Origin of the sequence: Streptomyces diastatochromogenes, assembly GCF_002242805.1 — a bacterium.
In the GTDB taxonomy this organism is placed as follows: Bacteria; Actinomycetota; Actinomycetes; order Streptomycetales; family Streptomycetaceae; genus Streptomyces; species Streptomyces diastatochromogenes.
This window is the reverse complement of sequence record NZ_MCGQ01000005.1, coordinates 142,111-154,763: the sequence shown is the minus strand read 5'-3', so window position 1 is coordinate 154,763 and position 12,653 is coordinate 142,111. Positions and strand designations below refer to the sequence as shown.

General features: G+C 71.8%; 13 protein-coding genes. 4 read left to right on the top strand and 9 right to left on the bottom strand.

Going from position 1 to position 12,653, the window contains the following annotated elements; all coding sequences use genetic code 11:
• Entirely contained in the window at positions 1 to 1,008 is a 1,008-nt protein-coding gene (locus BEK98_RS02975) for a 1-aminocyclopropane-1-carboxylate deaminase (RefSeq protein WP_094214766.1), read from the top strand.
• Here the strand turns inward: BEK98_RS02975 and BEK98_RS02970 are convergent.
• Positions 1,005 to 2,459, bottom strand: a complete 1,455-nt coding sequence (locus tag BEK98_RS02970) for an MFS transporter (protein WP_094214765.1) — start codon at positions 2,457 to 2,459, stop codon at positions 1,005 to 1,007. The genes BEK98_RS02975 and BEK98_RS02970 overlap by 4 nt on opposite strands.
• A 153-nt stretch (positions 2,460 to 2,612) precedes the next feature.
• Here BEK98_RS02970 and BEK98_RS02965 point away from each other — a divergent pair, with 153 nt between their 5' ends.
• Positions 2,613 to 3,185, top strand: coding sequence for a TetR/AcrR family transcriptional regulator (locus BEK98_RS02965; RefSeq protein ID WP_094214764.1), 573 nt, complete (start codon positions 2,613 to 2,615; stop codon positions 3,183 to 3,185).
• On the opposite strand, the gene BEK98_RS02960 is transcribed toward BEK98_RS02965, so the two are convergent.
• Positions 3,143 to 3,934, bottom strand: coding sequence for a response regulator (locus BEK98_RS02960; RefSeq protein ID WP_094214763.1), 792 nt, complete (start codon positions 3,932 to 3,934; stop codon positions 3,143 to 3,145). The genes BEK98_RS02965 and BEK98_RS02960 overlap by 43 nt on opposite strands.
• A complete protein-coding gene (locus tag BEK98_RS50795; protein WP_279635442.1) occupies positions 3,931 to 5,166 on the bottom strand; it encodes a sensor histidine kinase in 1,236 nt (411 codons plus the stop codon). The genes BEK98_RS02960 and BEK98_RS50795 overlap by 4 nt, the downstream gene beginning before the upstream one ends.
• A 284-nt stretch (positions 5,167 to 5,450) precedes the next feature.
• Between BEK98_RS50795 and BEK98_RS02950 the strand changes: the two genes are divergently transcribed.
• The gene (locus BEK98_RS02950) at positions 5,451 to 6,248 is read left to right on the top strand and encodes a CPBP family intramembrane glutamic endopeptidase (protein WP_244201722.1); all 798 of its coding nucleotides are present in this window, start codon (positions 5,451 to 5,453) and stop codon (positions 6,246 to 6,248) included.
• 118 nt (positions 6,249 to 6,366) lie between these two features.
• Here the strand turns inward: BEK98_RS02950 and BEK98_RS02945 are convergent, their stop codons facing one another.
• Both BEK98_RS02945 and BEK98_RS02940 read right to left on the bottom strand, forming a co-directional pair.
• Positions 6,367 to 7,533 (bottom strand): TerD family protein, encoded by a 1,167-nt coding sequence (locus tag BEK98_RS02945; protein WP_094214760.1) that lies wholly within the window; start codon positions 7,531 to 7,533, stop codon positions 6,367 to 6,369.
• 120 nt (positions 7,534 to 7,653) lie between these two features.
• Positions 7,654 to 7,854, bottom strand: a complete 201-nt coding sequence (locus BEK98_RS02940; protein ID WP_094214759.1) for a hypothetical protein — start codon at positions 7,852 to 7,854, stop codon at positions 7,654 to 7,656.
• A 26-nt stretch (positions 7,855 to 7,880) separates the two neighbouring features.
• Here BEK98_RS02940 and BEK98_RS02935 point away from each other — a divergent pair, with 26 nt between their 5' ends.
• On the top strand, positions 7,881 to 8,453 hold the full coding sequence (locus BEK98_RS02935; RefSeq protein WP_143684068.1) for a CHAT domain-containing protein: 573 nt from the start codon (positions 7,881 to 7,883) through the stop codon (positions 8,451 to 8,453).
• Positions 8,454 to 8,514: 61 nt separating this feature from the next.
• On the opposite strand, the gene BEK98_RS02930 is transcribed toward BEK98_RS02935, so the two are convergent.
• From BEK98_RS02930 to BEK98_RS02915, 4 genes are read right to left on the bottom strand one after another with little or no spacing between them, the layout of a single operon-like run.
• Positions 8,515 to 9,504 (bottom strand): zinc-dependent alcohol dehydrogenase family protein, encoded by a 990-nt coding sequence (locus tag BEK98_RS02930; RefSeq protein WP_094214757.1) that lies wholly within the window; start codon positions 9,502 to 9,504, stop codon positions 8,515 to 8,517.
• Positions 9,501 to 10,340, bottom strand: coding sequence for a carbohydrate ABC transporter permease (locus tag BEK98_RS02925; RefSeq protein ID WP_094214756.1), 840 nt, complete (start codon positions 10,338 to 10,340; stop codon positions 9,501 to 9,503). The genes BEK98_RS02930 and BEK98_RS02925 overlap by 4 nt, the downstream gene beginning before the upstream one ends.
• Positions 10,337 to 11,275, bottom strand: coding sequence for a carbohydrate ABC transporter permease (locus BEK98_RS02920; RefSeq protein WP_094214755.1), 939 nt, complete (start codon positions 11,273 to 11,275; stop codon positions 10,337 to 10,339). Before BEK98_RS02920 ends, BEK98_RS02925 begins: the two co-directional genes overlap by 4 nt.
• A complete protein-coding gene (locus tag BEK98_RS02915; RefSeq protein WP_094214754.1) occupies positions 11,272 to 12,642 on the bottom strand; it encodes an ABC transporter substrate-binding protein in 1,371 nt (456 codons plus the stop codon). Before BEK98_RS02915 ends, BEK98_RS02920 begins: the two co-directional genes overlap by 4 nt.
• Positions 12,643 to 12,653: the final 11 nt, after the last annotated feature.

Below are 12,653 nucleotides of genomic sequence, written 5' to 3'. Positions count from 1 at the left end.
GTGTCCCTGTCGTCCTACGCCCGCTATCCGCTGCTGTTCGGCCCCTCGCCCGTGCACCCCCTGGAGCGCCTGACCGGCCACCTCGGCGGCGCCGCCCTGTGGGCCAAGCGGGAGGACTGCAACTCCGGGATCGCCTACGGCGGGAACAAGACCCGCAAGCTGGAGTACCTGGTCGCCGACGCGCTCGCGCAGGGCTGCGACACGCTCGTCTCGATCGGCGGGGTGCAGTCCAACCACACCCGCCAGGTCGCCGCCGTCGCCGCCCGTGCCGGGCTCAAGTGCGTGCTGGTGCAGGAGAGCTGGGTGGAGTGGCCGGACTCCGTGTACGACAAGGTGGGCAACATCCTGATCAGCCGGCTCGCCGGGGCCGAGGTGCGGCTGGTGCGGGCCGGGTTCGGGATCGGGTTCAAGGAGAGCTGGGAGAAAGCGCTGCGGGACGTGGAGGAGGCGGGCGGGAAGCCGTACGCCATCCCGGCCGGCGCCTCCGACCACCCGCTCGGCGGCCTCGGCTTCGCCCGCTGGGCCCATGAAGTCGCCGAGCAGGAAGCGGAGTTGGGCGTCTTCTTCGACACGGTGATCGTGTGCTCGGTCACCGGGTCGACCCAGGCGGGCATGGTCGCCGGGTTCGGTGCGCTTCAGGAGGCGGGTGGCCGGCCGCGCCGGGTGCTCGGGATCGACGCCTCGGCCGAGCCCGCCCGCACCCGCGAGCAGATCGCCCGGATCGCCCACGCCACCGGGCAACTCATCGGCGTGAAGGGCGAGCTGACCGTCGAGCTGGACGAGCGGTACCACGCGGGGATCTACGGCGTCCCCGACGAGACCACCCTGGACGCCATGCGGCTCGCCGCGCGGACCGAGGGCATGGTCACCGACCCCGTCTATGAGGGCAAGTCCATGGCCGGGCTCGTCGACCTCGTCGAGCGCGGCGAGATCGGCGCGGACTCGACCGTGCTCTACGCCCACCTCGGCGGACAGCCCGCGCTCAACGCCTACAGCGCCCTGTTCTAGACGTTGCGGGCGGGCCCGCGCCGGCCGGTGATCACCGATGCCGCGACCACCAGCGCGGCCAGGGCGATCAACGCGCCGACGCCGAAGGCGCGGGCCGCCCCATGGGTGAGGACGGCGTCCGGCGATCCGGTGCTGTGCCGGGTCGCCGTGCCGTACACCGTGACCAGGACGGACAGTCCCACCGTGCCGCCCAGCCACTGCAGGGTCTGCAGCAGGCCGGAGGCAGCACCCGCCTCCCGGGGCTCGACGGCGGACAGGATCGTCGCGTTGAGCGGCATGAAGCTCAGACCCACCCCCAGCCCCAACAGCAGCAGCGGGCCGAGCAGTCCGGCCGCATAGCCGTCCCCGGGCCCCAGCCGCCACAGCCAGCCGGCGCCGGCGGCGACCAGCGTCATCCCCGTCAGCAGCACCGGCTTGGTGCCGAACCGGGCCAGCAGGCGGGGCACCAGCCGTACGGTCGTGAACATCACCAGGGTCATCGGCAGGAAGGCGAAGCCCGCGCGCAACGGGCTGTAGTCCAGGACCTGCTGGCAGATCAGGGTGAGGAAGTAGAAGGCGCCGAACATGCCCGCGGGCAGCAGCAGGATGCTCGCGTAGCCGCCCGCCCGGTTGCGGTCGGAGAACAGGCCGAGCGGCATGACCGGCTGGTCGGCCCGGGCCTCGACCAGCGCGAAGCCGGCCAGCAGCGCGGCCGCCGCGATGAAGCCGAGCAGGGCCCGGGTGTCGCTCCAGCCCGTCTCCGAGGCCCGGATGAACGCGTATACCAGCGAGGTCGTCCCGGCCGTCCCGGTCAGTGCGCCGGCGAGGTCGAAGCGGCCCGCGTGGCGCGGGGTCTCGGTGACGAAGCGGGGCAGGGCGAGGACGAGGGCGAGGCCGATGGGGACGTTGATGAGCAGGGCCCAGCGCCAGGAGGCCCAGGAGGTGAGCAGGCCGCCGAGGACCAGGCCGACCGAGCCGCCGATGCCGGCCATGGAGGAGTAGACGCTCAGGGCGTGGTGGCGGCGGGGTCCCTCGGGGAAGCTGGTGGTGATCAGGGCGAGGGTGCTGGGCGCGATCAGGGCGCCGCCGAGTCCCTGGAGCGCGCGGGCCGCGAGCAGCCAGCCGCCCTCGGTGGCGAGGCCGCCGAGCAGGGAGGACAGGGCGAACAGCAGGGCACCGGCGGCGAGTGTGCGGCGGCGGCCGACGATGTCCCCGATCCGCCCGCCGAGCAGCAGCAGGCCGCCGAAGGCGAGCGTGTAGGCGTTGAGCACCCAGGACAGGCCGGTCCGGCTGAAGTGCAGGCCCTGTGCGATGTCGGGCAGTGCCACGTTGACGACGGTGGAGTCGACGCCGACCATCAGGTAGGCGGTGACGATGACGAGGAGGGTGGTGCCGAGGCGCGCGGGAGGCGAGGGTGCGGAGGTGGCGTCGGCGGTGGCGGACGGTGCGGACGGGCTGGACGGCGCAGACATGGCGTTCTCCCGGTCTGGACGTCCCCGGGCGCGACGGCACACACGGGCAGCGGCACGGGCTGTCCGCGGAGCACACGGCGATAAGCGGGGACTGTCTCCGTTTAGTGCTCGATAAAATACGGAGAGAGTCCCCGGTTTGCAAGGAGTAACTGGATGACGCAGGTCAGGCCCATGCGCGCGGACGCTCGGCGCAACTACGAGCGATTGCTGAAGGTGGCGGCGGAGGCCTTCGCCGAGCATGGGGAGAACGCGTCACTCGACGACATCGCCAAGCGGGCGGGCGTCGGCTCGGGCACCCTCTACCGGCACTTCCCCACACGGCAGGCGCTGTTGGAGGCCGCCTACGTGGACCGGATCGAGGCGCTGGGGAGCCGGGCCGACGAGCTGGCCCGGGAACTGCCGCCGGGCGAGGCGCTGATGGAGTGGCTGAACGAGCTGTGCGTCGCCACGATCCAGGTGCGCGGGATGAAGTCCCTGCTGGGCTCGGCGGTCACGGACGGCAGCTCGGCCGCGCTGACGGCCTGCGGTACGACGGTCAAGGGCGCGGCTTCCCGGCTGGTGGAGGCGGCCCAGGCGGAGGGGGTGCTCCGCGCCGACCTGGAGCCGATCGAGCTGCTGCGGCTGGCGCACGGGGTGGCCACCGCCTCGGAGCTGGCGAACGGGCAGGGGCGGGAGATCCGGCGCTACCTGGCGTTGCTGACGGAGGGGTTGCGGCCGGCGGGGTGAGGACGCGCCGGGTCGTCGTCCGCCGTCGCCGCTCCCGGTACGAGGACGCCCGTCTCGTAGGCGACCACCACCGCGTGCGTGCGGTTGTTGGCGTTCAGCTTGGCCAGGACGTTGCCCACATGCGTTTTGACCGTCTCCAGGCTGACCGTCAGCCGCCCGGAGATCTGCTGGTTGGACAGGCCCCGGGCCATCAGCCGCAGGATCTCCCGCTCCCGGTTGGTCAGGGCCGCCGCCCTGTGGTCCGCGCGACCCGGCCCGGCCGGCGCGGCCGCGAAGTGCTGGCCGGCGAGCCGGCGCAGCGTGTCCGGGAACAGCAGGGTGTCGCCGCCGGCCACCAAGCGGATCGCCTGGGCGATCTCCGCCGAGGGGGCACGCTTGCGGATGAAGCCCGCCGCGCCGGCCAGCAGCGCCTCCCAGACGTACTCGTCGTTCTCGAAGGTCGTGATGACCACGACCTTCGGCGGGTCCGACAGCTCCGCGCGCAGCAGCCTCGTCGCCTCGATGCCGTTCAGCCGGGGCATGCGCACGTCCATGAGCACCACATCGGGCCGCAGCCGTGTCACCAGGGGCAGCACCTCGGTGCCGTCCGCCGCCTCGCCGACCACGTCGATCCCCGGTCGGGCGTCGAGCAGGGTGCGCAGACCGGCCCGGGTCAGCTCCTCGTCGTCGACGACGACCACGGTCACGGGCGGTTCGCCGTCCGGTGCCGAGCCCGCCGCCGGTGCCGTGGACGCATCGGTGAAGGTCATGGGCTCGACCGTAGCGGGAGGTCGACGTCGACGTGCCAGCGGCCGTCCCGCGCCGGCCCGGCCGACATCGCGCCGCGCAGGAGTCCCACCCGTTCCTCGATCCCGGCCAGCCCGTGCCCGCGCCGGCCCGGCAGGCCGTCCGGGTCCGCCGGCGTGACGGCGGGGTTGGTCACCTCCAGCCGGAGACGGCCCTCCCGTACGGCCGCACGGACGCGGATCCCGGTCCCCGTACCGTGCTTGAGCGCATTGGTCAGCGCCTCCTGGACGATGCGATAGGCCTCCCGGGAGACCGTGGCGGGCACCCGGGCCAGGTCGCCCTCCGTCTCCAGGGTGAGCGAGGCACCCGCGGCCCGGACCTGCCCGGCCAGCGTGCCGAGGTCCGCGAGGGTGGCCTGCGGCCGCGCGGTTCCCGGCTCCTCCCGCAGGATGCCGACGACGTGGTCGAGGTCGTCCATCGCCGCGCGTGAGGTCTCCTCGATGGTGCTGACGGCACGTCGGGCCGCCTCCGGGTCCTGCTCCCACAGCTCCAGCGCGGCGGCCGCCTGGATGGTGGAGGACGTCAGGGTGTGCCCGATCGAGTCGTGCAGGTCCTGGGCGAGGCGGTTGCGCACCGCCAGCGTCCTCATCCGTTCCTCGGCGTCGGCGAGGCGCTCGGCCGGACCGTGGCCGAGCAGGAGACGGGCCGCCCGCCGCAGCGCCGCCGCACTCCAGGCCGCGAGGCAACCGGCCGTCGCCAGGCACAGGGCCCCGGCCGGCAGCGTCCACGCGCCCCGCCAGCCGTGCGGTGCGGGAACGGTGCCGACCAGGACGGCCACGTCACCGCCGTCGCCCAGCCATGCCGCGGGCAACGTGAGGCCCGCGAACATCCAGAGCAGCGTGAGGAAGGCGACCGCCGGGCCGACGGTCAGGTGCAGCAGGAGCCAGGCCGCTGTGCGCAGTCGCCCGGCCCAGGGCGAGCGCGCCGGCTCCAGGGGCGCCGGCACGCCCGCGGCAAGAAGCCCGTTGACCAGGCGAACGCATCCGCGTCTCGCCGCCCCGGGCAGGGCCATGACCGCCACCACGACGGCGAATCCGAGGGCGAACCCGGCGACACGCAGCGCCGCGGGCCGTCCCGGCGGTGCCGACACCAGTGCCACGGCGAGCGGCGGCAGAGCGAGCAGGGCGCCGGCCAGCGAGAAGAGCCACCCCCGCCACCAGGCCCGGACCATGGCTGTCCTGATCACTGTGCGCATGTCCCGAACCCTACGGACGACGCGGTGCGGGGCACCTCCCCCGAAAGAGCCAGACCTGGCTCCCGGACAGCTCCCGCGAAGAGGGGACCACCACCTCACTCCTCGCAGCGATGTGCTCCGGCGCGTCACGGGCGACGGTTGTCCCCGCCGCTCCGGAGAGCAAGTGCCCGACGGGCGGCGGTGGTTGAGCGACCCGAGACCGAGAGGTGAACATGCCGGTGACGACGACCGGGACACGGCATCCCGTCCGGAACGAAGCCGACGCGGCGACGAGGCGGAGAGGCGTGAGTGTCTTTCTCGCGCTCTCCTTCGCCGGTACGTGGCTGTGGCTGCTGTGCGCGAGAGGGCTCCTCGGGCTGTCCGCGCTGCACCCCTTGCTCCAGCTGCCGGCCTTCACCATGCCGGCGCTCGCGGCCGTGGTGGTCCGCCGCTGGGTCACCCGGGAGGGATTCGCCGACGCCGGCCTGCGGCTCCGGCTGCGGGAGGCCTGGCGGTACTACCTGCTGGCGTGGATCGGCCCGCCGGCCGTAGCCGGCTGCACCCTGGGCCTCGCGGCCGCCGTGGGTCTGTGGCACCCGGACCTGTCCGGCCCCGGCGGTGTTCTCCCCGGCCTCGACCAAGTCCTGTCCCTGCTCGGTCTGATGGCGGTCGCGCTGATCCTCACCCCGGTGTACTGCGGTGAGGAGTTCGGGTGGACGAGCTATCTGCGGCCCAGGCTGTTCAGCGGCGCGCCCGTGCCCTCGGCCGTCGTCACGGGCCTGATCTGGGCGGTGTGGCACTTCCCGCTGGCGTTCATCGGCTACGTCGACTTCTCGAACGTGCTGGTGGGGCTGCTGGTGTGGACGCTCTCCTTCCAGCTCCAGGAAGTGATCCTCGTCTGGTTCTACACGCGCAGCGGCACGATCTGGGTGCCGAGTCTGGTGCATGCCGGGAACAACATGGTGCTCTTCCTCGTGCTGGGGAAGGCGTTGGACGACGGGGCCGGGCTCGGACCGGTGTGGCTGACGGCGCTGTCCGCTGTGCCGCTGGCCGCCGTGTGCTGGTGGATCGGCGTACGGGAGCGTGGGCGGCGGCGGAACTGACGCCTGTGGAGCCGGTGCCCGCGGAGCCGAGGCCTGCGGAGGCGATGCCCGCCGGGTGGCCCGCCGGCCGGGTCGGAGCGGGGGAGGAGCTGCCGTCCCTCCGCTCCGACCGGTGCGGTCACAGCGCCCGTGCCCCCGGCTCCACCATGTTCCGTACCGTCCGTGCCTTCACGAACTCGCCCATCGCCGTCATGTCCCACTCGCCGGAGAACTGCCGGACGAGCTTGGCCATCATCACGCCCGTCTGCGGCTCGGCGTGGGTGAGGTCGAAGCGGACCAGCTCCTCTCCCGTGGCCGCGTCCACCAGGCGGCAGTAGGCCTTGGCGACCTCCGTGAACTTCTGGCCGGAGAAGGAGTTGACCGTGAAGACCAGGCCGGTGACCTCCTGGGGGAGGCGGCCGAGGTCGACCGTGATCACCTCGTCGTCGCCCCCGCCCTCGCCGGTGAGGTTGTCACCCGAGTGTCTGATCGCGCCGTTCAGGATCGTCAGCTTGCCGAAGTAGCAGCTGTCGATGGCGTTGCGCTGCGGGCCGTAGGCGATGACCGAGGCGTCCAGGTCGATGTCCTTGCCGCGGAACGCGGGCTCCCAGCCGAGGCCCATCTGCACCATGGAGAGCAGCGGGCGGCCGCCCTTGACCAGGGACACGGTCTGGTTCTTCTGGAGGCTGACCCGGCCCTTGTCCAGGTTGATCTTCCCGGCGCCGGGCACCGGGGCGGGCGGAGCGGCCGGGGCGGGCGGCGCGACCGGCGCCTGCGCGACGGGCGTCGGCGGGGCCGCCGGAGCGGCGGCGGGCTCCTCCACCGTCACACCGAAGTCCGTCGCGATGCCGGCCAGTCCGTTGGCGTACCCCTGGCCGACGGCGCGGGCCTTCCACTGGTCGCCCCGCCGGTAGATCTCCACGACCACCAGCGCCGTCTCCGTGCCGAGCTGCGGCGGGGTGAACGTGGCCAGGACCGAGCCGCCGTCCGCGTCCCGGATCGTGGCCGTCGGCTCGATGCCCTGGAAGGTCTGGCCGGCCGCGTCCGGGCTGGCCGTGACCACGATCTTCTCGATGTCCGGCGGCACAGCGGCGGTGTCCACCGTGACCGCGTCGGGCGCCGCGCCGCCACCGGACGTGTACGTCACGCCCGGCCCGGCGGGCTGGTTGTAGAAGATGAAGTCGTCGTCGGAGCGCACCTTGCCGTCGGCGGTGAGCAGCAGGCCCGACACGTCGAGCCGCACCGGTGCGGAGACGTCCACCGTCACACGGGCGGCCGACAGAGGGATGTTCGAGCCTGGGGTCATAGCTGTCATGTCTGAGGTAACGAGCGGGGGCGCTTTACCGTTCCCTTACCCGGGGAACGGCTGCTCCGTTCGCGGCGACGACCTCGTCCAACCAGGTCACAGGCCGCTCGGCGGGCCAGGTCAGGAGCCGGTCCTGATCGGCGGGGTCACGGGCTTCGTGATAGCGGAAGACGAGGTCGTGGGCATGGCGGCCGAGGCGACGAAGCGGAACCGCTTGGCCAGACCGTTGAGCCGCGCGCGGGTGGCCGTGATGAGGTCCACGGCCTCCGCGAGCGGCACGGCGTAGCGCTCGTTGCCGTGGGTCGGACGGCACAGGAACACGTTCCCAGTCGGCGTCCGTGGTGGCGATGCCGGTGACGCGGGGGTACGCGGACCTGCCAGGCGTACGAGCCGAGGCGGAGGCGGTGGCCGGCTCCTACCCCGGCTCGGTTCCGCTCGTCGGGGCCGACGCGACGCACACCGCACTGGCCTCGGCGCTGTCCCGCGCCGCGGTCGCGCACTTCGCCTGCCATGCCGTCAACGTGCCCGAAGACCCCTCCCGCAGTGGCCTGGTGCTCGCCGACGGCACGTTCTCCGTGGCCGAGCTGTCGGTCCACGACCTGGAGGGTCACGCCTTTCTGGCATACCTGTCGGCCTGCGACACGGCCCGGGGCGGCAGAGTCCTCACGGACGAGGCCATCACGCTCTGCGCCGGCCTGGTGCTGGCCGGATTCACGCACGCCTTCGGGACGCTGTGGCCGGTCGACGACGCGGCGGCCGCGTTTCTCGCGGGCCGGTTCCACCAGGCGCTGGCCCGGCGGCTCGGCCGGGGCGAGGCCGTGGAGCCCGCCAGGATCCTGAACCAGCTGGCGGAGTGGACCTCGGGCGGCTGGCCCGACCGCCCCAGCCGCTGGGCGACGCTGATCCACTTCGGCGGCTGAGCGGAAGGCGGAGGCCGCCGAGTTCGCCGCGGCGGCCTCCGCTCACCTGCGACGCGGTCTCCTACGGCACCACCACGATCTTCCGCCCCACGCCCGCCGCGAACTGCTCCAGCGCCTCGGGGTAGCGCTCCAGCGGGATCCGGTCGCTGATGAACACCTCGGGGTCCAGGACTCCGTTCGCGAACAGCTCGGCCGCCCGCTCGAAGCTGTGCAGGACCGCCATCGAACCGGTGATGGTGATCTCCTGGATGTAGATGCGGTACGGGTCGATCGTCACCCGGGTCGCGTAGTCGGCCACCCCGAACTGCAGGAACGTGCCCGCCTTGGCCACCCGGTCCAGGCCGTCCTGGATCGCCGCCGCGTTGCCGGTCGCGTCGACGACCACGTCCCAGCCCTGCGGGCGGTCCAGTTCGTCGGCGTTCGCGGCGGACGCCGAGACGCCGAGGCGGCGGGCCGTCTCCAGGCGGGCGGGGTTCACGTCCACCACGTCCACGCTGGACGCGCCCGTGCGCTTGGCCAGCTCCAGCATCATCAGGCCCATGGTCCCGGAGCCGTAGATCAGGACGTGCGCGCCGAGGCGGGAGCGCAGGACGTCGTAGCCGCGTACCGCACAGGACAGGGGCTCCACCAGGGCCGCGTCCTGGGTACGGACGTGCTCGGGCAGCTTCACGCAGTTCGCCACGGGGGCCACGGCGTACTGGGCCGCGCCGCCCGCCGTCGTCACGCCGATCGCGGCCCACCGCTCGCACAGGTTGTTGTGGCCGGTACGGCAGTAGCGGCACTCGTAGCAGTACAGGGAGGGGTCCACGGCCACCCGGTCGCCGACCGCGACCTCCGTGACCTGGGTGCCGACCCCGACCACCTCGCCCGCGAACTCGTGCCCGGGGACGATCGGCAGCTTGGGCGCGAACTCGCCCTGGAGGATGTGCAGATCGGTGCCGCACAGGCCGCAGGCGGCGACCTCGACGACGACCTCGCGGGGCCCTGGCGTCGGGTCCGGGACCTCGGTGACGACGGCGCGGCCCACGGACTCGATGACGGCGGCCTTCATTTCACGGCTCCCAACGACAGGCCCTGGACCAGCTTGTCCTGGGCGGCGAACCCCGCGGCGAGCACCGGCAGGGAGATGACGAGCGACGCGGCGCACACCTTGGCCAGGAACAGGCCCTGGCTGGTGATGAAGCCGGTCAGGAAGACGGGGGCGGTCTCGGCGACCACGCCCGTCAGGACTCGGGCGAAGAGCAGTTCGTTCCAGCTGAAGATGAAGCAGATCAGGGCGGTGGCGGCGATGCCGGGCAGGGCGATGGGGGCCACCACACGGGCGAGGATCGTCGGGAGGCGGGCGCCGTCGATCTGCGCCGCCTCGATCACCGCGACCGGCACCTCGGCGAGGAAGGACTGCATCATCCACACCGCGATCGGCAGGTTCATGGAGGTGTAGAGGATGACCAGCAGCCAGATGTTGTCGAGCATCCCGGCGTTCTTCGCGAAGAGGTACACCGGCAGCAGGCCCGCCACCGCCGGCAGCATCTTCGTGGACAGGAAGAAGAACAGGACGTCGGTCCACTTCTTGACCGGCCGGATCGAGAGCGCGTACGCCGCCGGGAGGGCGAGGAGCAGCACGCACAGCGTCGAGACCAGTGAGGCGACCGTGGAGTTGATCAGCGCGGGCCACGGACTGGCCCCGCCGCCCGTGCCGAAGAACTCGCGGTAGCCGTCGAGGGTGAGGGAGGCGGCGAAGGAGGGCGGGTTGGTCGCCGCGTCCGCCTCGGAGTGGAAGGAGGTCAGGGCCATCCACGCGATGGGCAGGAAGAACAGGATGCCGGCCAGCCAGGCCACCAGGCCCAGGCCGAGGCCCCGGCGGTGCCGCAGGATCGTTGTGCTCATGCGCGGGACGCCTCCTCGCGGAACAGGGACGACACCACGCGCAGGGCGAAGGTCGTGATGATGATCGAGCCGATGACCACCAGGACGCCCGCGGCCGAGGCGAGGCCGTTCTCGTGGGCCTGGTAGAAGGTCTGGTAGACGGTGTAGGGCAGGTTGGCGGTGCCGAGGCCGCCGGAGGTGATCGTGAACACCGCGTCGAAGTTCTGCACGATGTAGATCGAGCCCAGCAGGGCGCCGAGTTCGAGATAGCGGCGCAGGTGGGGCAGGGTGAGATGGCGGAAGATCTGCCAGTCGCTCGCGCCGTCGACCCGCGCGGCCTCGATCTGCTGCTGGTCCCGGCTCTGCAGTCCGGCCAGCAGGATCAGCATCATGAACGGCGTCCACTGCCACACCAGCGAGGCCTCGACCGCGAGCAGCGGGGTGTTCGAGATCCAGTCCGGCTGTGGGCCGCCCACATAGTGCAACAACCCATTGAACAGGCCGTATTCGGGGTTGTAGAGCACATGCTTCCAGAGCAGGGCCGCGGCCACGGGCACCACCAGGAACGGCGCGATGAGCAGGGTGCGTACGACACCCCGACCGCGGAACCTACGGTCCAGCAGCAGGGCCAGCGCGAGACCGAGGACCAGGCTGGCCAGCACCACCGCCACCGTGAGCAGCACGGTCGTCCACACCGAGTGGCGCAGGTCCGCGTCGGTCAGCACCTGGCGGTAGTTGTCGACGCCGGTGAAACGGCGGGCCTTGGGATAGAGGGAGTTCCAGTCGAAGAAGGAGATCACCAGCGTGGCCACGAACGGCAGCTGGGTCACCACGATCATGAAGACCAGGGCCGGCAGGAGCGGGCCACGGGCGGCCCAGGCGCGCAGCCGGGCGGAGGGTTGTTTCACGGTTCTCACGGGGGTGGTCGCGAGGGGGGCCGTCGTCGTCGCTGTCATCGTCCCTCGTACTCCTTGGAGATCTTCTCGGCGAGCTGCTGGGACTTGTCGAGGGCCGATGCGACGGACTGGCGTCCGGCGATGGCCGCGCTGATCTCCTGGGAGACCTTGGTGCCGAGGTCGGTGAACTCGGGGATGCCGACGAACTGGATGCCGGGCGCGGGGCGCGGCTGGACGCCGGGGTCGCCCGGGCGGGCGCTCTCGATGGCCTCCTTGGTCATCTCCTGGAAGGCGGCCGCCGACTTGCGGTAGTCGGCGTTCGCGTACGTCGACGCCCGCTTGCCCGCCGGGACGTTCGGCCAGCCACTGGTCTCGCCGACCAGCTGCTCATAGCCCTTGCTCGACGCCCAGGAGACGAACTTCCAGGCCTTGTCGGGGTTGCGGGAGGCCTTCTGGATGCCCCAGGCCCAGGTGTAGAGCCAGCCGGAGGAGTCCGTCTTCTCGACGGGGGCCGGGGCGTAGCCGAGCTTGCCCCTGACCGGCGAGTCGGCCGCCTCCAGCAGACCGGCCGCGGACGTGGCGTCGTACCACATGGCGACCTTGCCCTGGGTCATGTCGTTGAGGCACTCGGCGAAGCCGGACTGGGCCGCGCCCGACTCACCGTGGCTGCGGACGAGATCGACATAGAACTTTGTCGCCTTCTCGAACTCGGGGGAGTTCAGCCGGGCCTTCCAGTCCTTGTCGAACCAGGTGCCGCCGAAGGTGTTCACCACGGTGGTGAGCGGTGCCATCACCTCGCCCCAGCCGGGCAGCCCGCGCAGACAGATGCCCTTCATGCCGGGCTGTGCGCCGTCCGCCTTCGCGGCGAGGTCGGCGACCTGCTGCCAGGTGGGGTGCGCGGGCATCGTCAGGCCCTTCGCGGCGAACACGTCCTTGCGGTACATCAGGAAGGACGACTCGCCGTAGAAGGGCTGGCCGTAGAGCTTGCCGTCGTTGCCGGTGAGGGACTGCCGCATCGGCTTGAGGACGTCCTGCTCGTCGTAGGCCGGGTCCTTGGCGGTGTACGAGTCCATCTCGTGCAGCCAGCCGTTGCGGGCGTAGATCGGGATCTCGTAGTTGGAGAGCGTGGCCACGTCGTACTGACCGGCCTGGTTGGCGAAGTCCTGGCTGATCTTGTCGCGGACGTCGTTCTCGGGCAGGACGGTGAAGTTGACCTTGATGCCGGTCTCCTTCGTGAAGTGCGCGGCGGTGAGCTTCTGCAACTCCGTCATCTGAGGGTTGTTGACCATCAGGACGTTGAGGGAGTCGCCGCCTGAACCGGACCCGCCCGCACCGACCCAGCAGCCGGAGAGCAGCGGGGCGAGCAGCGTCCCTGCGGCGGCCATGGCGAGCGTGGCTCGCGGCCTCCGTCGGCTCTGGGTTCGCATGGATCGCTCCT